Below are 20,488 nucleotides of genomic sequence, written 5' to 3' on the forward strand. Positions count from 1 at the left end.
TCCAGATGCGTCAACAACAGCGCCAACGAGGGTTGCTGCTGATCCTGCTCCTCGCCCTGCTCATCATGGGAGGGCTCTCCCTCTCCCTCGGCGCCTACGGGGTCTGGCCTTGGCAGGAGCAAGACCCCTTGGGGCAGCAGATCCTCTGGCAATTGCGCCTGCCGCGTACCTTGCTGGCCATCGGGGTAGGGGCGGCGCTGGCCATGAGCGGGGCTACCCTGCAGGTGCTGCTCTACAACCCGGTGGCCGAGCCCGGCTTGCTCGGCATTTCGAGCGGGGCCGGGCTGTGTGCCATGGTGGCGATGACGCTGGCCAATGGGGGGGGATGGATACTCCCCGCCTGGGCCCTGGCTGTGGCGAGTTTCGCCGGAGCCCTGCTGGTCACCGCGCTTTTGGTGGGGATGTCACGCCGGCGACGCCTCGATACCGGGCGTCTGCTGCTGTTTGGTGTGGCCATCGGTATTTTGGCCAACGCCGCCGTGACCTGGTTGCTCTATCTGGCCGATGACGCCTCGTTGCGCCAGTTTATGTTCTGGCTCATGGGCAGTCTCGCCTTCGGGGGGAGCCAGCTCTTCTGGAGTCTGCCCCTGCTCCTCACTGGCGCCCTGCTGCTGTGGCGGCGTGGAGGTGCCATGCAACTGCTGTTGTTGGGGGAAGATCAGGCGCGCCTGATGGGGCTCGACGTGGTGCGAGAGCGAACCTGGCTCATCCTGCTGGTCTGTCTGCTCACCGCGTTGGCCGTCTCCCTGGCCGGTGTCATCGGTTTTGTCGGGCTGGTGGTGCCGCACCTGCTGCGTCTTTGCGGGGTGACCCATCCGCGCCATCTGCTGCCTGCCTCGGCCCTCGGTGGTGCCCTGTTGCTGCTGATGGCCGATCTGCTGGCCCGCACCACCCTCTCCAGCGGTGAACTGCCCATCGGGGTGGTGACCGCCACCCTGGGGGCTCCCCTCTTTATCGCTCTGTTGATGAGGCGCCATGCTGCACCTTGAATGTGTCACCCTGAGTGGCCGGCTCCATGAGGTCTCCCTCTCCCTCCGGGGGGGCGAGGCGGTGGCTCTGATTGGTCCCAATGGTAGCGGAAAATCGACCCTGCTCGGTGCCATGGCCGGGCTGCTGACACCGGGCGCGGGGAGGATCTCTCTCGATAATCGTCCCTTGGGGGATTACGACTGGCCTAGCCTGGCGGCCCGGCGTGCGCTCTTGACCCAGCGGGTGCAGCCCGGTCTCCCCATGCCGGTCTTCGAGCTGCTTACCCTGGGGGTGGCGTCCGAGTGCGTCCATGCCGGTCTCGATACCCTGATGCAGACCCTGGAGCTTGGCCCTCTGCTGGGGCGCGATGCGACAACCCTGTCGGGAGGGGAGCTGCAACGGGTGGTGATCGCCCGCACCCTGCTGCAGGTGTGGCCCATCGAAAATGCCGGCCTGCTGCTGCTCGACGAGCCCCTGGCCGGGCTCGATCTGCACCATCAGCACGCCCTGCTGGGGTTATTGCGTCATCTGACGGGGCAGGGGATGGGGGTCGTGCTCTCCATTCATGACCTCAACCTGGCTCTGCACTGGGCCGATCGCCTGCTCTGTCTCGAACAGGGGCGGCTCTGTTTTGACGGGGAGCCTGAGGGGCTGGAGCCGGCAGTGCTAGAGCGGGTCTTCAAAATAAAAACCGGCCGCGTGGAAGCGGCCGGTCGGCACTGGATCTTGCCTATCGGCTAGGGTTATCGCGGCTGGCAGCTCATGCGGGCCTGGCTGGCCTCGGCCAGCATGGCCACCAGACGCTCGCTCGACTCCCAGCAGAGGCAGGCATCCGTGATGCTTTGGCCGAAGGTGGCGGCGCGCCCGTCAACCACCTCCTGACGCCCCTCCACCAGGAAGCTCTCGGCCATGATACCGGCGATGCCGCTGCGGCCGCGGCGCAGTTGATCACAGATATCCTCGGCCACCAACATCTGACGGCGGTGATCCTTCATGCTGTTGCCATGGCTGAAGTCCACCACCAGGCGCTGGGGCAGGGTCACGCCCGCCAGGGCCTCGCACGCCTCATCGATGCTGGCTGTGTCGTAGTTGGGCCTGTGGCCGCCGCGCAGGATAACGTGACCGTGCGGATTGCCGGCGGTGCGGTAGATGGTCATCTTCCCCTCTTTATCGGGGGAGTAGAAGATGTGGCTGTGGCGGGCGGCACGCACCGCATCGATGGCGATGCGCAGGTTACCGTCGGTGCCATTTTTGAAGCCAACCGGGCAGGAGAGGGCAGAGGCCATCTCTCTGTGTACCTGGGACTCTGTGGTGCGGGCGCCGATGGCGCCCCAGGTGATGAGGTCGGCGTAATACTGACCGGTGACCATGTCGAGAAATTCGGTGGCGGTGGGCATGCCGAGCTGGTTGATCTCGAGCAGCAGCTTGCGGGCCAGGCAGAGTCCCTGATTGACGTCGAAACTGCCATCCAGATGGGGGTCGTTGATGAGCCCCTTCCAGCCGATGATGGTGCGCGGCTTCTCGAAATAGGTACGCATGACGACGCACAGGCTCGAGGCGTAGCGCTCGCGCAGGATCACCAGACGACGGGCATACTCCAGGGCTGCCTCTGGATCGTGAATGGAGCAGGGCCCAATGATCACCAGCAGACGCTTGTCCTCCCCCTGCAAGATGGCCTCCACTTCCCGTCGGGCCGTCAGCAGATGGCCCGCCGTCTCGTCATCGATGGGAAAGGAGCGAGCCAGCTCGCGTGGAGTGATGAGATCGCCGATGCGCCGTGTTCTCAGTTCGTCAGTGTGAATGGACATATACAACTCGGGTCAAATGGCCGCCAGGGCCCATGAAAGCAAGGGCTTACCATAATGCAAAAGCCGCTTGATTGAAACCGCAGGGCGCTCTGGTACTATCGTGCCCTTCTGTTCTGTACTGCTTGCACATAATCGAGGTGTCATGTGGGAAAACCTGGGGCTACCGGTCTGACCCGGATCATTCACGCCACCGGATACAGCATCAAGGGGCTCAAGGCCGCCTGGTGCAATGAGGCGGCCTTTCGCCAGGAGCTGATGCTCATCCTGTTTCTCATGCCGTTGGCGTTTTGGGTCGGCAATACCCTCGAGCAGATCCTGCTGCTGGTCTGTGTCAGCTGGCTGGTGGTGATCGTCGAGGTGCTCAACTCGGCCCTGGAGGCGGTGGTAGATCGGATTGGATCGGAGCGCCACGAGCTGTCGGGTCGGGCCAAGGACATGGGCTCGGCCGCGGTGTTTCTGGCATTGGCCCTGACCCTGTTCGTCTGGGGGGGTATCGCCGGTCGTAACTTGCTCGGATGGTGGTAATGGTCGCACAAACGGCACTCTCTGCCGGCTTTTTGCCCATTTGAGAGAAAAAAAGGGAAAAAGCCTTGAAATATTCCCTTCGGGTCGCCACCTTCGGCTCCGGTTGTGCATCAAATCGCGTGCTGGTGCACAGAATCGTACGGCGCTGCGGCTCGACTCGACCGGACCGCACCGCTATAATGCCGCGTCTGATTTTCATTTGAGCAAAGACACCCTGTTGTCTTTGAATACCAGGAAGACCCCGGGGAGACCCTTGGGGAGATAAAGGGTCAGCACCGAGTGCTGAGTTGAACGAGGTAAAAGAATGCAAGTTTCTGTAGAGACAACCCAGGGTCTGGAACGTCGCCTGACTATCACTGTTCCGGCTGCCGCCGTTGACGCCGCCGTGAAGAAAGAGCTGAACGGTCTGGCCAAGTCCCGTCGCATCGACGGTTTCCGTCCGGGCAAGGCACCTGTTTCCATCATCAAGAAGATGTTTGGCGCCCTGGCCCATGCCCGCGTTGCCGACGAAATGATGCAGACCAACTTCATCAAGGCCATCATCGATAACAAGCTGAGCCCGGCCGGTGCCCCGACCATGGATCCGCAAGAGATCAAAGAAGGTCAGGATTTCGTCTTCTCCGCCACCTTCGAAGTCTATCCCGAGTTCGAAGTGGCCGGTCTGGAGAGCATCAAGATCGAGAAGCCGGTTGCTGCCGTGACCGACGCCGACCTGGACAAGATGATCGACACCCTGCGCAAGCAGCACGCCACCTGGTCTGACGTTGACGCCGCTGCCGCCGATGGCATGCGTGTCACCATGGACTTCGTCGGCTCCATCGACGGTGAAGAGTTTGAAGGCGGCAAGGCCGAAGGCTTCAACCTGGTACTGGGTGCCGGTCGTATGATCCCGGGCTTCGAAGACGCCATCATGGGCAAGAAGGCTGGCGACGAGTTCACCATCGAGGTGACTTTCCCGGCTGACTACCACGCCGAAAACCTCAAGGGCAAGGCGGCCAAGTTTGCCTCCAAGCTGCACAAGGTTGAAGAGCAGATCCTGCCGGAGCTGTCCGAGGAGTTCGTCAAGCGTTTCGGTATCGAGAGCGGTGCCGTTGAAGAGCTCAAGGGCGAGGTTCGCAAGAACATGGAGCGCGAGCTCTCCCAGGCCCTGAAGAACGCCGTCAAGGAGCAGGTACTGAACGGTCTGGTCGACACCAATGCCATCGACCTGCCGAAGGCTGCCGTTGAGCAAGAGATCGACGCCATGCGCAAGCAGGCCCTGCAGCGCTTCGGCGGCTTCCAGGGTGGCAACGCCCCCGAGCTGCCGGCCGAGCTGTTCAAGGACCAGGCCGAGCGCCGCGTGCGCGTTGGTCTGCTGCTGGGTGAAGTGATCCGCACCAACGAGATCAAGGCTGACGACGCTCGCGTCGAGTCCATCATCGAGTCCATGGCCACCGCCTACGAAGATCCGAAGGAAGTGGTTGAGTACTACAAGCAGAACGAGCAGGCCCTGAACGGCGTGCGCAACCTGGCCATCGAAGATCAGGCGATCGACCTCATCCTCTCCAAGGCTCAGGTGACCGAGAAAGCGGTAAGCTTCGACGAGGTCATCAACAAGTCTGCTGCCGGTGCCTAAGAACATTTGACTTAAGGTCAAGAGTGTTACGTATAATGGCCCGTGTGTTACTCACTCGGGCCATTTTATTTTAGGGACAATGCCTTATGTTCAAAAACTATAACGATGTGACCGACTCCCCCAGCAATGCCCTGGTCCCCATCGTGGTTGAGCAGACCGCCAAGGGTGAGCGCTCCTACGATATTTACTCCCGTCTGCTCAAAGAGCGGGTGATCTTCCTGACCGGTCAGGTGGAAGATCAGATGGCCAATCTGGTGGTGGCACAGCTACTGTTCCTCGAGTCCGAGAATCCGGACAAGGACATCTACATCTATATCAACTCGCCGGGTGGCTCGGTGACTGCGGGCATGTCCATCTATGACACTATGCAGTTCATCAAGCCGGACGTGAGCACCGTCTGTATGGGTCAGGCCTGCTCCATGGGCGCCTTCCTGCTGGCCGGTGGTGCCAAGGGCAAGCGTTTCTGCCTGCCCAACGCCCGGGTGATGATTCACCAGCCCCTGGGCGGTTTCCAGGGCCAGGCGTCGGACATCCAGATCCACGCCCAGGAGATCCTCAAGATCAAGAACACCCTGAACGAGCGTCTGGCATTCCACACCGGTCAGGACATGGCCACCATCGAGCGCGATACCGACCGTGACAACTTCATGTCGGCCGAGCAGGCGGTAGCCTATGGTCTGGTCGATGGCGTGCTGACCCATCGCTCCTGAGCACTCGGGCGCGGCCTGTAGTACACTGACCATGAGAGTGCGCAACGACCGCGCCATCACGATAGAGGTTTCTTAATGACAGACAAACGCAAGGGTGAGGGCGAAAAGCTGCTCTATTGCTCTTTTTGCGGCAAGAGCCAGCATGAAGTGCGCAAGCTGATCGCGGGCCCTTCCGTCTATATTTGCGACGAGTGTGTCGAGCTGTGTAACGACATCATTCGCGAAGAGATCCGCGACATCTCTCCCAAACGGGAAGGTGCCGAGCTGCCGACCCCGCACAAGATTCGTGCCCATCTCGATGACTACGTCATCGGGCAGGAGCATGCCAAGAAGGTGCTGGCGGTGGCCGTCTACAACCACTACAAGCGTCTGCGCTCGAGCGGTGTCGATACCAACGGGGTTGAGCTGGGCAAGTCCAATATTCTGCTGATAGGTCCTACCGGTAGCGGTAAGACTCTGCTGGCCGAGACCCTGGCGCGCCTGCTGGATGTTCCCTTCACCATGGCCGATGCCACCACACTGACCGAAGCCGGTTATGTGGGGGAGGACGTGGAGAACATCATCCAGAAGCTGCTGCAAAAGTGCGACTACGACGTAGAGAAGGTCCAACGCGGCATCGTCTACATCGACGAGATCGACAAGATCTCCCGCAAGTCCGACAACCCCTCCATCACCCGCGACGTGTCCGGGGAAGGGGTGCAGCAGGCCCTGCTCAAGCTGATCGAGGGGACCATTGCTTCCGTGCCGCCCCAGGGTGGCCGCAAGCATCCGCAGCAGGAGTTCTTGCAGGTCGATACCTCCAAGATCCTGTTTATCTGCGGCGGCGCCTTCGCCGGTCTCGACAAGGTGATCGAGCAGCGCTCCGTCAAGGGCACCGGCATCGGTTTTGGCGCCGAGGTCAAATCCAAGGATGCCAAGGCAACCTTGAGCGAGACCTTTGCCAAGGTCGAGCCGGAGGATCTCATCAAGTACGGTCTCATCCCCGAGTTCATCGGTCGTCTGCCTGTGGTTGCGACCTTGAGTGAGCTCGACGAGGCTGCCCTGATCCAGATCTTGCAAGAGCCCAAGAACGCGCTGACCAAGCAGTATGCCGCCCTGTTCGATCTGGAAGGGGTGGAGCTGGAGTTCCGTGAGGATGCTCTGGTCGCCATTGCCAAGAAGGCGATGGAGCGCAAGACAGGTGCTCGTGGCCTGCGCTCCATCGTGGAGGCCGTCCTGCTCGATACCATGTATGACCTGCCTTCCCAGGAAGGGGTCAGCAAGGTGGTCATCGACGAGGGTGTCATCAAGGGTGATACACCGCCCCTGATGATCTACGAGCGTCCTGAAACCCAGGCCGCAGCCTCTGAGTAAGTGACTGTGTTTTAACCAAATGAAAGGGGCAAATCGCCCCTTTCATGCTTTTTGGCTCCTTATTCGTTGAATCCCCCCGATCTGCCCCCATATACTCACCCAAGCGCTAGCCAACGGTATAACAAGCCGAGAGGACATATATGAACCTAGAGCGTTCAGAACGCATCGAGATTCCCGTCCTGCCTCTTCGTGACGTGGTGGTTTATCCCCACATGGTCATTCCACTCTTCGTGGGGCGGGAAAAATCCATCCGGTGTCTGGAAGCGGCGATGGAGCACGACAAGAAAGTCCTGCTCATTGCCCAGAAAGATGCCTCCACAGATGATCCGACGGTCGAGGAGATGTTCTCGGTCGGTACTGTGGCCAACATACTCCAGATGCTCAAGCTGCCCGATGGCACCGTCAAGGTGCTGGTCGAGGGTGGCCAGCGGGCATGCCTGGAGCGGATGGTCGATGATCGGGCCTATTACGTAGGGGAGGCGAGCTACCTCACCTCCGAGGGACTCCCCGAGCGGGAGGCCGAAGTGCTGGTGCGCTCCGCCATCGGCCAGTTCGAAGGCTACATCAAGCTCAACAAGAAGATTCCGCCCGAGGTGCTCACCTCCATCGCGGCCATCGATGATGCGGCTCGTTTGGCCGATACCATGGCCGCCCACATGCCCCTCAAGCTCGAGGACAAGCAGAAGGTGCTGGAGTTTGCCTCCGTCGCCGAGCGTATCGAGTTCCTGATGGCCATGATGGAGTCCGAGATCGATCTGCTGCAGGTCGAGAAGCGCATCCGCTCTCGCGTCAAGAAGCAGATGGAGAAGAGCCAGCGGGAGTACTACCTCAACGAGCAGATGAAGGCGATTCAAAAAGAGCTTGGCGAGCTGGAAGACAGCCCCGACGAGTTCGAGGCCCTCAGCCGCAAGATCGATGAGTCCGGCATGCCGGAAGAGGCGCGTGAGAAGGCCCTCTCCGAGCTCTCCAAGCTCAAGATGATGTCGCCCATGTCGGCCGAGGCAACCGTGGTGCGCGGCTATATCGACTGGCTGGTGCAGGTGCCCTGGAAGGCGCGAACCAAGGTCAAGAAAGACATCGCCAAGGCCCAGGATATCCTCGATGCGGACCACTATGGTCTGGAGAAGGTCAAGGATCGCATCCTCGAGTACCTGGCGGTGCAGGCGCGGGTCAACAAGCTCAAGGGGCCCATCCTCTGCCTGGTTGGCCCCCCCGGTGTGGGCAAGACCTCGCTGGGTCAGTCGATTGCCAAGGCCACCGGCCGCAAGTATGTGCGTATGGCCCTCGGTGGCGTGCGTGACGAGGCCGAGATCCGTGGCCATCGCCGCACCTATATCGGCTCCATGCCCGGCAAGCTCATCCAGAAGATGGCGAAAGTGGGCGTCAAAAACCCCCTGTTCCTGCTCGACGAGATCGACAAGATGAGCTCGGACATGCGTGGTGATCCCGCCTCCGCCCTGCTCGAGGTCCTCGATCCGGAGCAGAACAACAGCTTCAGCGATCACTATCTGGAGGTGGACTACGACCTCTCTGATGTGATGTTTGTTGCCACCTCCAACTCCATGAACATCCCGGGCCCGCTGCTCGATCGGATGGAGGTGATCCGTCTGTCAGGCTACACCGAGGACGAGAAGCTCAACATCGCCAAGCAGCACCTGGTGGCCAAGCAGGTACAACGTAACGGCCTTAAAGAGAGCGAGATCACCCTCGAAGACTCTGCCATTCTCGGGGTGATCCGTTACTACACCCGCGAGGCCGGAGTGCGTAGCCTGGAGCGGGAAATCTCCAAGATCTGTCGCAAGGCGGTCAAGAAGATACTGCTCGACAAGAACATCACGCATGTCACCGTGAACCAGGAGAACCTCAAGGAGTTTCTCGGGGTGCAGCGCTTTGACTACGGCAAGGCTGAAGAGCACAACCAGGTGGGTCAGGTGTGTGGCCTGGCCTGGACCGAGGTGGGGGGCGATCTGCTCACCATTGAGGCGACCTCAGTGCCCGGCAAGGGCAAGCTCACCTTTACCGGTTCGCTGGGAGATGTGATGCAGGAGTCCATCCAGGCCGCCATGACGGTGGTGCGTGCCCGTGCCGAGAAGCTGCGCATCAACGCCGACTTCTACGAGAAGCGGGATATCCACGTACACGTGCCGGAAGGGGCAACCCCCAAGGATGGTCCGAGTGCCGGTATCGCCATGTGTACCGCCCTGGTCTCCAGCCTCACCGGCAATCCGGTGCGTGCCGATGTGGCCATGACTGGCGAGATCACCCTGCGTGGCGAGGTGCTCCCTATCGGTGGCCTCAAGGAGAAGCTGCTGGCGGCTCACCGTGGTGGCATCAAGCGTGTGCTGATCCCCAAAGAGAACGAGCGCGATCTGGAAGAGATCCCGGCCAACGTCAAGGCCGATCTGGAAATCCATCCGGTACGCTGGATCGATCAGGTGCTGGAGCTGGCTCTGGCCGAAAATCCTCAGGGTTTTGAGGTCGTTTCTGACGTTAAAGCATGATGTACCGCAAATTTGGTGCATGAGGGCGGGGGAGAAGGCTTGCAAGGTCTCATTAAGGGCAGTAGCCTTGTCCCCCGACCGGGAACTCATGATGAGTCGCAAGGCGTGATGTGGCGCGGGTTTGCGCCAGATTGTCACTTGCAACTGATCAGGAGGCTTGTTATAAAAACCTCCACTTGTTGCGGCCAGGGAAATCAGCGCCGTAGCGATGTTCGATAAAAGGGGAAATAAGAGTGAATAAATCTCAACTGATTGACAAGATTGCCGATGGCGCTGATATCTCCAAGGCCGCTGCCGGTCGTGCGCTGGATGCCTTCATCGATGCCGTTACCGACTCTCTGAAAGAGGGTGACCAGGTTGCCCTGGTTGGTTTCGGTACCTTCGCCGTTCGTGAGCGTGCCGCTCGTTCTGGTCGCAACCCCCAGACTGGCGCCACCATCGAGATCGCTGCCGGTAAAGTCCCTGCCTTCAAAGCCGGCAAGGCCCTGAAAGACGCAGTCAACTAAGCCGCCTCGGCTTACTGTTCGATTCGTCGAACCGAAGATGTGAGAGGGCTTCCCTCATACTGATTGACCAAGGCGCATCGCATCCGGTGCGCCTTTTTATTGTTTTTGCCTGGAGCAACAGTAAAAACATGATGATGGATAAACTGCGCGAAGGGGCGCAGGGCAAGGTGGCCAAGATCATCTTGGGCCTGATCATCCTCTCCTTCGCATTGGCCGGTGTGGGCAGCTATCTGAACCGTCCCGCCAACACCGCCGTCGCCGCCGTCAACGGTAACGACATCTCCCCCCAGGCGCTGGAAAATGCCTATCGCAACGAGCGTGCCCGTCTCGAGGCCCAGATGGGCGAAGAGTTCAACCGCCTCGCCGAGAATCCCCAATACCTCAAGCAACTGCGTCGCAGCGTGCTGGATCGTCTGATCGATCAGGCGCTGGTCGATGCCAAGGCGCACGAGTTGGGGCTGCGGATCGGTGACGAGCAGATCAAGCAGGCGATCGTTGCCATGCCCGAATTCCAGAAGGACGGCAAGTTTGACAACGAGCGCTACCTGCAGCTCATTCGTCGGGCAGGCATGTCTCCTGAGATGTTCAGCGAGAGCATTCGCCAAGACATGGTTCGCCAGCAACTGGTGGGTGGACTGCTGGGGAGCGAATTTGTGCTCGCCGGTGAAGCCGCAACCCTCGACAAGCTCTATCAGCAGAGCCGCGATGTACGCCTGGTGCGTCTGCCTGCGCAGGCCTACCTGAATGATGTGCAGGTGAGTGACGAGGAGATCAAGCAATACTTCGACGCCAACCAGAACCGCTTCATGAACGATGAGCGGGTCAAGGTGGACTACCTGCTGCTCGACGCCGCCAACCTGGCCCAGGGTATCCAGGTCAGCGATCAGGACGTGCGCGACTACTACGACCAGCATCAGGATCAGTTCCAGCGCAGCGAGCGTCGCCGTGTGGCGCATATTCTGATCCCCTTTGGCAAGGATGAGGCCGCGGCCCTGAAGAAGGCTGAGGACGATCTGGCAGCCCTCAAGGGCGGTAGCGATTTTGCCGAGCTGGCCAAGCGTGACTCTTCCGATACCTTCTCTGCCAAGAAGGGGGGAGAGCTGGACTGGTTTACCAAGGGCGTGATGGATCCGGCCTTCGAGAAGGCGGCCTTCGAGCTTGCCAAGGTGGGTGATCTCTCCGCCGTGGTGAAGAGCCCGTTTGGCTTCCACATCATCAAGCTGACCGGTGTCGAGTCCGCCACTGTGCGTCCGTTTGACGAGGTTCAGTCCGAGACCAAGGATCGCCTGCAAAAGGAGAAGGCCCGTGAGCGCTACTTCGCCGAGCAGCAGAAACTGGCTGACGCCAGCTTCGAGAATCCCGATTCTCTGGATGCGGCCGCCAAGGCGGTGGGTCTGAAGGTCATCTCCAGCGACTACTTCACCCAGGGCAGTGCTCCGGCTCCCCTCAACGATGGCAAGGTGATCTCCGCCGCCTTCTCCGAGATGCTGCGTGAAGAGAACACCAACTCCGACGTCATCGAGATTGGTGATGGCAAGGCGCTGGTGCTGCACGTGATGGACTACAAGGCCAAGGCGGCCAAGCCGCTGGATGAGGTCCGTGATCTGGTGGTGGCTGCCATCAAGCGCAGCAAGGCCAGTGAAGTGGCTCGCAGCAAGGGTCAGGAGCTGATGGCCAAGTTCCAGTCCGGCGCCGCCGGCGAGAAGGACCTGCAAGCCCTCGGTCTCAAGCTTGAGAGCGAGAAGGGCGTTACCCGCTTTGCCCAGGGGCTGGATCAGAGCCTGGTTGCCGAGATCTTCCGCATGCCGCACCCGGCCAAGGACAAGCCCACAGTCGAGTTGATTGCCCAGAGCAACGGGGATCAGGTGATCGTCGCCCTGGATGCGATTCAGGTGCCCGAGAAGGCTTCTCAGATGGCTGAACTCATCAAGGGGCAACTGGGGCAGGTGAAGGCTCAGGCCGATTACAAGGCGCTGCTCGACAGCCTGCGCAAGGCGGCCAAGATCGAGTATTTCGCCAATCAGGAGGCGGTCGTCGAATAAGCGATGACCCATGAAAAAAACCCGCCATTGTTGGCGGGTTTTTTTTATGCACTTTATATTCATGACTCAGAGAGAGGGGAAGTACCCTGAAGCCCTCAGGCAAGGCAAGGGGCCTTGCCTGAGGGGGTCACGCCTCGCTATCGTCAGGGCGCTGCTCATGCTCGGCAACTCGTTGATCCCATCGCTCTTTTGCTTTTGCTTGGGCACGTTGCTCGAACTCCTGGCGCATCTGCGCCACCTCTTCACGAATCGACTCTTCCATAAGAGGACTCCTACGCCAAGTGAAATGAGCCCAAACCGTACCATCGTTTTATGAACATAAAATGAATGGAATGAGGAGAAGACTCATATGGCTGGTATCAAAAGGGGAAGCAGATGCTTCCCCTCTGAAGTCATTGGGCCGTGAGGTAGATCTCGCGGCTGTAGACCACGTCCTGCGGGTTCTGATAGGGGTAACCCTTGACGAAGGGTTTGAGCAGACGGGATTTGACCGAGAAGTAGATGGGGGCGATGGGGGCCTCCTTGTCGATCAGGGTCTCTGCCTCCTGATAGAGACGGGTACGCTCGGCGGCGTCCATGGAGTCATGGGCCTTGGCCAGCAGGGCATCATACTCGGTGCTCTTCCATTGACCGCTGTTGGCACTGCTGGAGCTGCTCATGATATCGAGGAAGGTGGAGGCGTCGTTATAGTCTCCGTTCCAGCCATAGCGGCTGACGTTGAAGTCCCCCTCGTTGAGGGTGGAGACCATGGTCTTCCACTCCATGTTGTTGAGCACCGCATTGACGCCAAGGTTCTGCTTCCACATGGAGGCCACCGCCAGGGCGATGCGCTTGTGCCCCTCGTTGGTGTTGTAGAGGATGTCGACACTCAGCGGCTTGCCCGGGCCATAGCCGGCCTCGGTGAGCAGTGCTTTGGCCTTCTCGATGCGCGCTGCCTTGGTCATCAGCTGGCTCTCGGGCTTCTTGAGCTCGAAACCATCGACGATGGGGGGGGTGAAGCTGTAGGCGGCGATCTGCCCCTGGCCCAGGATCTTGTCGGTGATCACCTCACGGTCGATGGCCAGAGACAGGGCACGGCGCACCCGCACATCGTCAAACGGTTTGCGCTTGGTATTGAAGACGTAGTAGTAGCTGGCGAGGATGGGCACATTGACCAGCTCGCCGGGGCTCTCCTGCTTGATCTTGCGATACTGCTCGAGGGGGTAGGTGGTGTAGTGCAGTTCACCGGAGCGGTAGCGGTTATAGCCGGCCGTCTCGGAGGCGATCTCCAGATAGAGCACCTTGTTGATCACCGTCTTGGCGTTATTCCAGTAGCTGGGGTTGCGCTCGGCGATGAGCCGCTCGTTGGGGGTCCACTCCTTGAGCACATAGGCGCCGTTGGAGACGATGTTGCCCGGTTTGACCCACTCCTGGCCGAACTTCTCTATGGTGGCCTTGTGGGCCGGGAAGGTGGTGTAGTGGGCCAGGGTCTTGAGGAAGAAGGAGGTGGGGCTCTTGAGGGTCACCTGCAGGGTGTGCTCATCGAGTGCCTTGACCCCGAGTTCGGAGGGCGGCAACTTGCCTTGCAGCACATCACCGGCATTCTTGAGCCCCATCAGCTCGATAAACCAGGAGTACTGAGAGGCGGTCTTGGGGTCGGCGGCACGCTGCCAGCCATAGACGTAGTCGGCGGCGGTGACCGGATCACCGTTGGACCATTTGGCCTCGGGCCTGAGCTTGAAGGTGTAGACGGTGCCGCTCTGATCCACCTCGTAGCTCACCGCACCGGCCGGTACCAGCTTACCTTCCCCATCGAGGCTGAAGAGGCCTTCGAAGAGATCGTTGACGATCTCGCTGCCGGCACTCTCTTCCACCAGTTGTGGGTCGATTGAGGCTGGCTCTGTATTGATGTTGCGAACAAATACCTGTTGTTCGGCGGGGAGGAGGCGGGTGCCGGGCGGTACTTCTGCCGCCAGGGCGGGGAGGGAGAGCAGCGCAGCCAGGGAGGCCGCGATCAGGGTCTTCTTCATGAATATGTCCTTGTTATGTTTGCTTCCGAGCAATCGGCAGTGTGCGTGAAGCCGTCTCCCGAGACAAGGCGGTGATATAAACTCGCAGCAAAAATAAAGTCCCCCGACACTGCCGTGGACTCCCGCAGGCAGAGCGGATCGGGGCGGGAGAAGGGGGGAAACAAAGGGGCCGGATGGGAGGGATTCAGGCGAGTTAATTCGCTGCAAAAAGCAAAAAAAGGCGTTACATTCGGTTACATAGCGCTGTCACCCAAGAACAGCGATTTTTTTGCTCTGTTTTGCAAACGTTTTCAACGCCAACGGTTCACGTTAAGGACATACGATGAAAAACATGGTCACGCTCGGTGAATTTATCGTCAAGAAGCAAGCCGAGTACCCCAGCGCCACCGGTGAGCTCAGCTCCTTGCTCAGCTCCATCCGACTCGCAGCCAAGGTGGTCAACCGGGAGATCAACAAGGCGGGCCTGGCCGATATTATCGGCTCGGTAGGGGCCGAAAACGTACAGGGAGAGGTACAGCAAAAGCTCGATGTCTATGCCAACGAGCGCTTCAAGGCGGCCCTCGAGGCCCGCGGTGAGGTATGCGGCATGGCCTCGGAAGAGGAAGAGGATTTCGTTGCCTTCGACTCGGTGCTGGCCAAGAACTCCAAGTACGTGGTGCTGATTGACCCCCTTGACGGCTCTTCCAACATCGATGTCAACGTCTCGGTCGGCACCATCTTCTCCATCTATCGCAGGGTGAGCCCTGCCGGCTCCCCGGTGGTGCTGGAGGACTTCCTGCAGCCGGGTCATCGTCAGGTCGCGGCCGGTTACGTGGTCTATGGCTCCTCGACCATGCTGGTCTACAGCACGGGCTACGGGGTCAACGGCTTCACCTATGACCCCTCCATCGGCTGCTTCTGCCTCTCTCACGAGAATCTGCGTATTCCCCAGGAGGGGAAGATCTACTCCATCAACGAGGGCAACTACATCAAGTTCCCGGATGGGGTGAAGAAGTACCTTAAATATTGCCAGGAGCTCGACGAGGCGACCCATCGTCCCTATACCGCTCGCTATATCGGCTCCCTGGTATCGGATTTTCACCGCAATCTGCTCAAGGGCGGCATCTACATCTATCCGTCCGGCACCAATGCCCCCAAGGGGAAACTGCGCCTGCTCTATGAGTGCAATCCGTTGGCATTCCTGATTGAGCAGGCCGGCGGCAAGGCTTCCGATGGCTTTCGCCGTATCCTCGACATCGAGCCCACCGCCCTGCACCAGCGCACCCCTTACTTCATCGGCTCTACCAAGATGGTGGAGCGGGCCGAAGCCTTTATGCGGGAGTTCTCCTCCCATGAAGAGCCCAAGGGCTAAGCGGTGGAGTGAACAACGAGCAAGAGGGAGGCGTCAGCCTCCCTCGTGTGATCAGGGCAGCGCTCAATGTCGGCGTCGGTGCAAATAGAGCCCCAAATGGGTGCAGGTGGCCCCGAGTATGCCGCCAGCCGCCACCTCGAGCACTCTCGCCATGACCACCGCCTCACTGCCCCGAAAGGCCTCTATGCTCAGTGCAATCAGCAGGCAGCGGCTGGCAAAGGCAAGGCCATAGGGGCGCATCGCCAGGGTGAGCGGGATCAATATGCTGCCCAGGGTGGCCACATAGTGGGCCGGATGCAGCGACACCAGCGCCAGTCCCACACCGCCTCCGGCCATGGCCCCCAGGATCCTGGCCTTGAGCTTGCGGTAGATCTCCCCTGTCTCCATCATGCTGACGCTCATGGCCGACCAGATGATCCATTGCCCGTGGGGAGGGCGATGATAGCCGACCCACAGCGAACAGATCAGCACGGCGCCCCCGAGACCCACGCAGGGATAGAGGATATCGGCCATGGGCCTGGCGACCTGTTTGGTGTCAATCGGCTTGCCGGTCGATAGCAGCAGAAAGGGGCCTGCCAGGGGCAGGATCAAGAGCGCCAGGGAGAGGGGGGCCGGCGAACCCGGACCATAGGCGATGTAGAGGGCCGGAATAAACACCCAGCTGGCCAGAGTGCGCCAGGCTTCACCATAACATGAGAGTGCGCTGCAGAGCATGGCCAGGAGCGTGGTAAAGAGGGCAAATAGCCAGGGGTGGGGCAGGAGATACTGAAGCGTCACGAGTGTCGCGGCGATGAGCAGCAGATGCATCAGCATGCCCCGACGTCCCCGGCCAAGGGCTCGCTCACCCCGCTGTAGCGCCGCACACACCAGCAGCATGGCGACGCCCTCCCGGCCCGGAGCGATGAGATAACAGGCTCCGGCAGGGAGCAGCGCCATGGCCATGCTCATCAGCTCCTGGCGGTGAGTTGGCCCAGGCATCATGGCTGGGCGTCGAGCATCTCGGCCACCGTCATGATGCGGGCAATACGAGAGAGGCTGGCGATCGCGTGGCGGTGCTGCGCGGGATCTGCGGCGGCGCAGGCATCCTCAAGCAGGGTGACCTCATAGTCCCTGTCATGGGCATCGCGCACCGCCGATTGAATGGCCCATTCGGTACTGACGCCGCAGATCCAGAGGTGGGTGATGTGATTGGCCCTGAGGGCCGCCTCCAGGGATGTCCCATAAAAGGGGCTCACTCTGGGTTTGGTCAGCACCAGATCTGTGTCTCGCACCTCCAGTGCGTCGTGAAATGCCGTACCGCTTGCGCCCAACATCAGGGCGTCAAGCAGATGTGCTTTACCGAAGATGGCTGAATGCTTGGGTTGGGCGTGGTAGTGGGGATCAAATCCGACCTTGATCAGAATGACCTTCCAGCCCTGCTGACGGGCGTAGGCCATGGCCTGGTTGGCATGCGAGATCGCCTGCTGCTCCTGACAGTGGCTGGCACAGCCTGCAATCTTGCCCTGAGGATGGACAATATCGTTGATGAAATCGATGACCAATAGGGCCTGATGGGAATCTTGTTGCATGAGATCACTCCTTGGTTGTGGATATCAGCATACGGTTTGCGAGCGATTTGAGAATCGACATATAGTGAACGTCATGTAAGAAAATCTGACAGATCGCAAGCCATGTCCCTTCCACCGCTGAAAACCCTTCCCGTATTTGTAAGTATTTGTCGTCATCTAAGCATCAGTCAGGCGGCCGATGAGCTCTGCCTCACCCACTCAGCCGTCAGTCAGAGCCTCAAGAGTCTGGAGACTTTTCTGGGCTGCCGGCTACTGGAGCGAAACACCCGCGGCATGCAGCTCACCGAGCCCGGTCGCCATTTTCTGATGGCCGTGGAGGAGGGGTTGGGGGCGATAGGGTCGGCGACCCAGAGGATCATGAGCAGGGTAGAGGGGGAGGTGAGGCTCAACCTGGCGCCGACCCTGGCCCTGCGCTGGTTGATCCCGCGCATGCCGGCCTTGCAGGCGGCGCTGCCTGATGTGGGGCTGCAGCTTGGTACCTACCGCCGGGATGAGCTGACAGGTCGCCGTGCCGGGTTGGATATGGCGCTGGTGAGCGCAGAGCCTAACCCCTTCGAGCGCTACCCTCACTACCCCTTGTGTCCCGACCGGCTGATCCTGGTGGCGGCGCGGGGCACCCGGAGCGAGCCACACGGGCAACTGCTTGGCCATACCCCCTGCATCGGTGTGCAAGACCCATTGAGAAAGCGTGACTGGCCGATCTGGCTTGCCGCTAACGGTCAGGCACAGCGTGACCCCGAGTTGATGTTCAAGAGCTCACCACTGGCGATCCAGGCGGCCATCGCCGGCCTGGGCCTGTTGGTGACTCATCACCTGTTTGTGATCGAAGAGCTGCAGGCCGGCCTGCTCGTCAAGCTGGGAGAGTCGGTGGTGGCCGCAGAATACCGGCTGGTGGCGCTGGCTCCCGGCGGTATCAGCGAGCCGGCACGGCGGGTGATCCAGTGGCTGCAGCAAGAGGCAGCGGCCCTGGAGTGCCGCTGGGCAGAAGAGGAGGGCGTGTGAGCATCACCCACACGCCACTGTGATTTACAGGGCCGGCAGCAATCCTGCCGAGACGCCCAGTTGTACCATGACGATAAGACCCCCCAGGGTGGCGGCTCCGGCCAATGCCAGGGTGCCGCCGGGGGCGCGGTAGGCATTCGGGGTCGCGACCTTGCGCGCCTGCCAGGCCAGGGCCACCGGCAGCAGCACCGCAAGGATTGCGAGCGCAATGGCGGCGTAGCCGAGTGCCATGATGAAACCCTGGGGAAAATAGAGGGCAAACAGCAGGGGCGGCATAAAGGTGATGAGGCCGGTCTGGGCTCGACCTTGCCAGTTATCCTTGCGACGGGTCACCTTGGCCATAAAGTCGAACAGCCCCAGGGTCACACCAAGGAAGGAGGTGGCGAGCGCCAGATCCGCAAACAGATGCATGGCCTGGCTAAAGGCGCTCCAGTCGATCTCCTGACCGATGCGGGCGAGCAGGCCGTCGAGGGCGCCACCGCTGGCGAGCAAATTCTGCTGACCGAGCAGGCCGAGGATGGCCACCTGCCAGAGCACATAGAGGATGAGGGGCAGGGCCGAGCCCCACACAAACACCCGGCGCAGACGGCGTGGATCCCGACCCAGATAGAGCATCACGCTCGGGATGGAGCCGTGAAAGCCGAACGAGGTGAAGATAACCGGCAGGCCCGCCAGCAAGAGTCCCTGTTCAAGGGGCATGGCCAGCAGATGTTGTCCCTCGGCACGGGGCAGGAGCAGGGTCAACACACCCACCATGATCACCAACTTGGTCGCAAACATCAGGCGGTTGAGGTAGTCAACCGAGCGGGTACCCACGCACACCATGCCCCCGAAGAGCAGGGTAAAGAGCCAGGCGGCCTGGGTCTGTCCCAGCGCCATGCCCTGTTCCCCCAAGGCCTGGGCCAGCAGGGCACTGCCGCCGCTGATGTAGGCCGCCGCCAGCGAGTAAAACAGCATCAACACACAGAAGGCGGCCAGCCGCTTGCCCCAGGGGCCGAGCAGATGATCCGCCAGCTGATGCAGATGAGAGTGGCCAGTGACAAGGCTCGCCTCGACCTGCAGCATGGCGGTGTAGGCCATCAGGGCCCAGAGGATCACCATGAGCAGCAGGGTGGCGGGGCCGCCGAGGGAGGAGGCAGCCAGGGGCAGGGCCAGCATGCCGGCGCCTATGGTGGTGCCGGCGATGAGCAGGGTACAACCGAGGGTTCTGGATCGCATGAATTCGTTTCCGTAAAGCTATTTATACAAAAGATTCGGGATGGAATGGATGCCGCCACCAGTCTTTGGCTGGTGGCTAGAGATATCGGTTGTCAATGAGGAGTGACATAGCATAACCCGCTGTAATTGAGGGTTGCCACTGTAAACAAGGGGAAGGGCAGTGGCAAGCAAAAGGGAGGGCTTTGTTCACATTTCTGGCCAGAAAGCGGAAAGAAAAGATGACGCCGGCCGGGCCGGCGTCCGGATCAGCGCCTGTGCAGGCTACGGCTGACCGCGTGAATGCCGCAGGGGTAGTGGCCCCCGATGGCGCCGATGGCCAACTGCAGGGCCTTGGCGGCGATCTCGTCGTGGCGTTGGGGGAGGGAGTGGATGGCGCAGGGCAAGAAATCGAGCAGCCGGTCGTCACCGAAGGTGGCCATGGCCAGGCTCTGCATGTCGATCCCCTGCTCCAGCAGATAGTCGAGTACTCCCTCCATCAAGACGTAGGAGGTGGTGACCAGCGCCGCCGGCAGGGTACCGCTCTGTCGGTGTAGTCCGGCCAGCAGGCGATACCCCTCGGCGCGATCGAAATGGGCGCCGGCGCACTCCCACACCCGGGCCGAATGCCCCTCCAGAGCCTGCACAAAGCCCTCGCGGCGCTCCTCGCTGATGGTGAGACCCGGCATGGCGGTGATCAGGGCGATACTGGCCAGATCCGGGCTCAGCAGGGCCCGGGTGAGGGCCTCGGAGGCCTCGCGGTTTTCACTGGCCACCGAGACGAAGTGTTCGGGATCCATCACCCGATCGATGGCGATGATGCGGGCCCCCTCGCGCTGGCGATCCTGATACCAGGTCTCCTCCGGGGGCAGGCAGCTGGCCACCAGGAGGGCATCCACGTGGCGGGCAAGCAGCATCTTGGCCAGCTCGCGCTCGGTATCGGGCTCATCTTCCGAGCAGACGATAAGCAGCTGATACCCCTGGGCGCGGGCACCCTGCTCGAGGCGTTTGGCCAGCTTGGCGTAGCTGGCGTTTTCCAGATCGGGCAGGATGAAGCCCAGGGTCCTGGTCTGTCCGCCGCGCAGGGAAGCGGCGCGGCTGTCGGGTTGATAGTGGTGGGCCGCCACCACGGCCATCACCTTGTCGCGGGTAGCCTGGCTGATGCGGTACTGCTCGGCCTTGCCATTGATCACATAGCTCGCCGTGGTACGGGATACCCCCGCCAGCGCGGCTATCTCTTCGAGTTTCATCGTCTTATCTCACTTGGCGCCGTGATCACGAAAATTGTGCGCCCGATCATACCATTGGAATCTTGTTCCTGGCGCGGGCTTGAAT

18 protein-coding genes are annotated in these 20,488 nt (G+C 60.8%); 11 read left to right on the top strand and 7 right to left on the bottom strand.

The window, feature by feature from the left end:
- The first annotated feature begins 5 nt into the window (after positions 1-5).
- On the top strand, positions 6-989 hold the full coding sequence (gene btuC / locus AB5Y48_RS13240) for a vitamin B12 ABC transporter permease BtuC (protein WP_368164771.1): 984 nt from the start codon (positions 6-8) through the stop codon (positions 987-989).
- Positions 976-1,710, top strand: coding sequence for an ATP-binding cassette domain-containing protein (locus tag AB5Y48_RS13245; RefSeq protein ID WP_368164772.1), 735 nt, complete (start codon positions 976-978; stop codon positions 1,708-1,710). The genes btuC and AB5Y48_RS13245 overlap by 14 nt, the downstream gene beginning before the upstream one ends.
- 2 nt (positions 1,711-1,712) lie before the next feature.
- Here AB5Y48_RS13245 and AB5Y48_RS13250 read toward each other — a convergent pair whose 3' ends face one another.
- On the bottom strand, positions 1,713-2,777 hold the full coding sequence (locus AB5Y48_RS13250; protein WP_060585944.1) for a 3-deoxy-7-phosphoheptulonate synthase: 1,065 nt from the start codon (positions 2,775-2,777) through the stop codon (positions 1,713-1,715).
- 144 nt (positions 2,778-2,921) lie between these two features.
- On the opposite strand from AB5Y48_RS13250, the gene AB5Y48_RS13255 reads away from it, so the two are divergent.
- The 7 genes from AB5Y48_RS13255 (at position 2,922) to ppiD (ending at position 12,029) form a co-directional block, all read left to right on the top strand.
- Positions 2,922-3,302 carry a diacylglycerol kinase gene (locus AB5Y48_RS13255; protein ID WP_368164773.1) on the top strand — a complete coding sequence of 127 codons (381 nt, stop codon included), beginning with the start codon at positions 2,922-2,924 and terminating at the stop codon, positions 3,300-3,302.
- Between the two features lie 304 nt (positions 3,303-3,606).
- Complete coding sequence (gene tig / locus AB5Y48_RS13260) at positions 3,607-4,917, top strand: trigger factor (protein WP_368164775.1); 1,311 nt, start codon at positions 3,607-3,609, stop codon at positions 4,915-4,917.
- 86 nt (positions 4,918-5,003) lie between these two features.
- A complete protein-coding gene (gene clpP / locus AB5Y48_RS13265) occupies positions 5,004-5,627 on the top strand; it encodes an ATP-dependent Clp endopeptidase proteolytic subunit ClpP (RefSeq protein WP_005354052.1) in 624 nt (207 codons plus the stop codon).
- Between the two features lie 75 nt (positions 5,628-5,702).
- Positions 5,703-6,980, top strand: coding sequence for an ATP-dependent protease ATP-binding subunit ClpX (clpX, locus tag AB5Y48_RS13270; RefSeq protein ID WP_368164777.1), 1,278 nt, complete (start codon positions 5,703-5,705; stop codon positions 6,978-6,980).
- A gap of 140 nt (positions 6,981-7,120) precedes the next feature.
- Positions 7,121-9,481: an endopeptidase La gene (gene lon, locus AB5Y48_RS13275; RefSeq protein WP_368164778.1), complete on the top strand. Its 2,361-nt coding sequence runs from the start codon at positions 7,121-7,123 to the stop codon at positions 9,479-9,481.
- Positions 9,482-9,714: 233 nt separating this feature from the next.
- Positions 9,715-9,987 carry a nucleoid-associated protein HU-beta gene (gene hupB / locus AB5Y48_RS13280; protein ID WP_005354046.1) on the top strand — a complete coding sequence of 91 codons (273 nt, stop codon included), beginning with the start codon at positions 9,715-9,717 and terminating at the stop codon, positions 9,985-9,987.
- Positions 9,988-10,115: 128 nt separating this feature from the next.
- Positions 10,116-12,029 carry a peptidylprolyl isomerase gene (ppiD, locus tag AB5Y48_RS13285; RefSeq protein WP_368164780.1) on the top strand — a complete coding sequence of 638 codons (1,914 nt, stop codon included), beginning with the start codon at positions 10,116-10,118 and terminating at the stop codon, positions 12,027-12,029.
- A gap of 127 nt (positions 12,030-12,156) precedes the next feature.
- Here ppiD and AB5Y48_RS13290 read toward each other — a convergent pair whose 3' ends face one another.
- Together AB5Y48_RS13290 and AB5Y48_RS13295 are read right to left on the bottom strand one after the other, a co-directional pair.
- The gene (locus AB5Y48_RS13290; RefSeq protein ID WP_256364888.1) at positions 12,157-12,291 is read right to left on the bottom strand and encodes a hypothetical protein; all 135 of its coding nucleotides are present in this window, start codon (positions 12,289-12,291) and stop codon (positions 12,157-12,159) included.
- Positions 12,292-12,421: 130 nt separating this feature from the next.
- Entirely contained in the window at positions 12,422-14,038 is a 1,617-nt protein-coding gene (locus tag AB5Y48_RS13295) for a peptide ABC transporter substrate-binding protein (RefSeq protein ID WP_368164782.1), read from the bottom strand.
- A 322-nt stretch (positions 14,039-14,360) separates the two neighbouring features.
- Between AB5Y48_RS13295 and fbp the strand changes: the two genes are divergently transcribed.
- Positions 14,361-15,389 carry a class 1 fructose-bisphosphatase gene (gene fbp / locus AB5Y48_RS13300; protein WP_368164784.1) on the top strand — a complete coding sequence of 343 codons (1,029 nt, stop codon included), beginning with the start codon at positions 14,361-14,363 and terminating at the stop codon, positions 15,387-15,389.
- A 63-nt stretch (positions 15,390-15,452) separates the two neighbouring features.
- Here fbp and AB5Y48_RS13305 read toward each other — a convergent pair whose 3' ends face one another.
- Positions 15,453-16,337, bottom strand: coding sequence for an FUSC family protein (locus AB5Y48_RS13305; protein WP_368164785.1), 885 nt, complete (start codon positions 16,335-16,337; stop codon positions 15,453-15,455).
- 29 nt (positions 16,338-16,366) lie between these two features.
- Positions 16,367-16,957, bottom strand: a complete 591-nt coding sequence (locus AB5Y48_RS13310) for a cysteine hydrolase family protein (protein WP_368164787.1) — start codon at positions 16,955-16,957, stop codon at positions 16,367-16,369.
- 102 nt (positions 16,958-17,059) lie between these two features.
- Between AB5Y48_RS13310 and AB5Y48_RS13315 the strand changes: the two genes are divergently transcribed.
- Complete coding sequence (locus AB5Y48_RS13315) at positions 17,060-17,959, top strand: LysR family transcriptional regulator (RefSeq protein WP_368164788.1); 900 nt, start codon at positions 17,060-17,062, stop codon at positions 17,957-17,959.
- Between the two features lie 24 nt (positions 17,960-17,983).
- Here the strand turns inward: AB5Y48_RS13315 and AB5Y48_RS13320 are convergent, their stop codons facing one another.
- Both AB5Y48_RS13320 and cra read right to left on the bottom strand, forming a co-directional pair.
- Entirely contained in the window at positions 17,984-19,177 is a 1,194-nt protein-coding gene (locus AB5Y48_RS13320) for an aromatic amino acid transporter (protein WP_368164789.1), read from the bottom strand.
- 245 nt (positions 19,178-19,422) lie between these two features.
- Positions 19,423-20,403, bottom strand: coding sequence for a catabolite repressor/activator (cra, locus tag AB5Y48_RS13325; RefSeq protein ID WP_368164790.1), 981 nt, complete (start codon positions 20,401-20,403; stop codon positions 19,423-19,425).
- Positions 20,404-20,488 lie beyond the last annotated feature (85 nt).

Source organism: Aeromonas sp. R6-2 (genome assembly GCF_040908155.1).
In the GTDB taxonomy this organism is placed as follows: Bacteria; Pseudomonadota; Gammaproteobacteria; order Enterobacterales; family Aeromonadaceae; genus Aeromonas; species Aeromonas schubertii.

What these genes read in the sequence shown, in the direction of transcription:
- btuC (WP_368164771.1), top strand. Translation starts at nt 6, where the DNA reads ATGCGTCAACAACAGCGCCAACGAGGGTTGCTGCTGATCCTGCTCCTC.
- AB5Y48_RS13245 (WP_368164772.1), top strand. Translation starts at nt 976, where the DNA reads ATGCTGCACCTTGAATGTGTCACCCTGAGTGGCCGGCTCCATGAGGTC.
- AB5Y48_RS13250 (WP_060585944.1), bottom strand. Translation starts at nt 2,777, where the DNA reads ATGTCCATTCACACTGACGAACTGAGAACACGGCGCATCGGCGATCTC.
- tig (WP_368164775.1), top strand. Translation starts at nt 3,607, where the DNA reads ATGCAAGTTTCTGTAGAGACAACCCAGGGTCTGGAACGTCGCCTGACT.
- clpP (WP_005354052.1), top strand. Translation starts at nt 5,004, where the DNA reads ATGTTCAAAAACTATAACGATGTGACCGACTCCCCCAGCAATGCCCTG.
- clpX (WP_368164777.1), top strand. Translation starts at nt 5,703, where the DNA reads ATGACAGACAAACGCAAGGGTGAGGGCGAAAAGCTGCTCTATTGCTCT.
- lon (WP_368164778.1), top strand. Translation starts at nt 7,121, where the DNA reads ATGAACCTAGAGCGTTCAGAACGCATCGAGATTCCCGTCCTGCCTCTT.
- ppiD (WP_368164780.1), top strand. Translation starts at nt 10,116, where the DNA reads ATGATGATGGATAAACTGCGCGAAGGGGCGCAGGGCAAGGTGGCCAAG.
- AB5Y48_RS13290 (WP_256364888.1), bottom strand. Translation starts at nt 12,291, where the DNA reads ATGGAAGAGTCGATTCGTGAAGAGGTGGCGCAGATGCGCCAGGAGTTC.
- AB5Y48_RS13295 (WP_368164782.1), bottom strand. Translation starts at nt 14,038, where the DNA reads ATGAAGAAGACCCTGATCGCGGCCTCCCTGGCTGCGCTGCTCTCCCTC.
- fbp (WP_368164784.1), top strand. Translation starts at nt 14,361, where the DNA reads ATGAAAAACATGGTCACGCTCGGTGAATTTATCGTCAAGAAGCAAGCC.
- AB5Y48_RS13305 (WP_368164785.1), bottom strand. Translation starts at nt 16,337, where the DNA reads ATGAGCATGGCCATGGCGCTGCTCCCTGCCGGAGCCTGTTATCTCATC.
- AB5Y48_RS13310 (WP_368164787.1), bottom strand. Translation starts at nt 16,957, where the DNA reads ATGCAACAAGATTCCCATCAGGCCCTATTGGTCATCGATTTCATCAAC.
- AB5Y48_RS13315 (WP_368164788.1), top strand. Translation starts at nt 17,060, where the DNA reads ATGTCCCTTCCACCGCTGAAAACCCTTCCCGTATTTGTAAGTATTTGT.
- AB5Y48_RS13320 (WP_368164789.1), bottom strand. Translation starts at nt 19,177, where the DNA reads ATGCGATCCAGAACCCTCGGTTGTACCCTGCTCATCGCCGGCACCACC.
- cra (WP_368164790.1), bottom strand. Translation starts at nt 20,403, where the DNA reads ATGAAACTCGAAGAGATAGCCGCGCTGGCGGGGGTATCCCGTACCACG.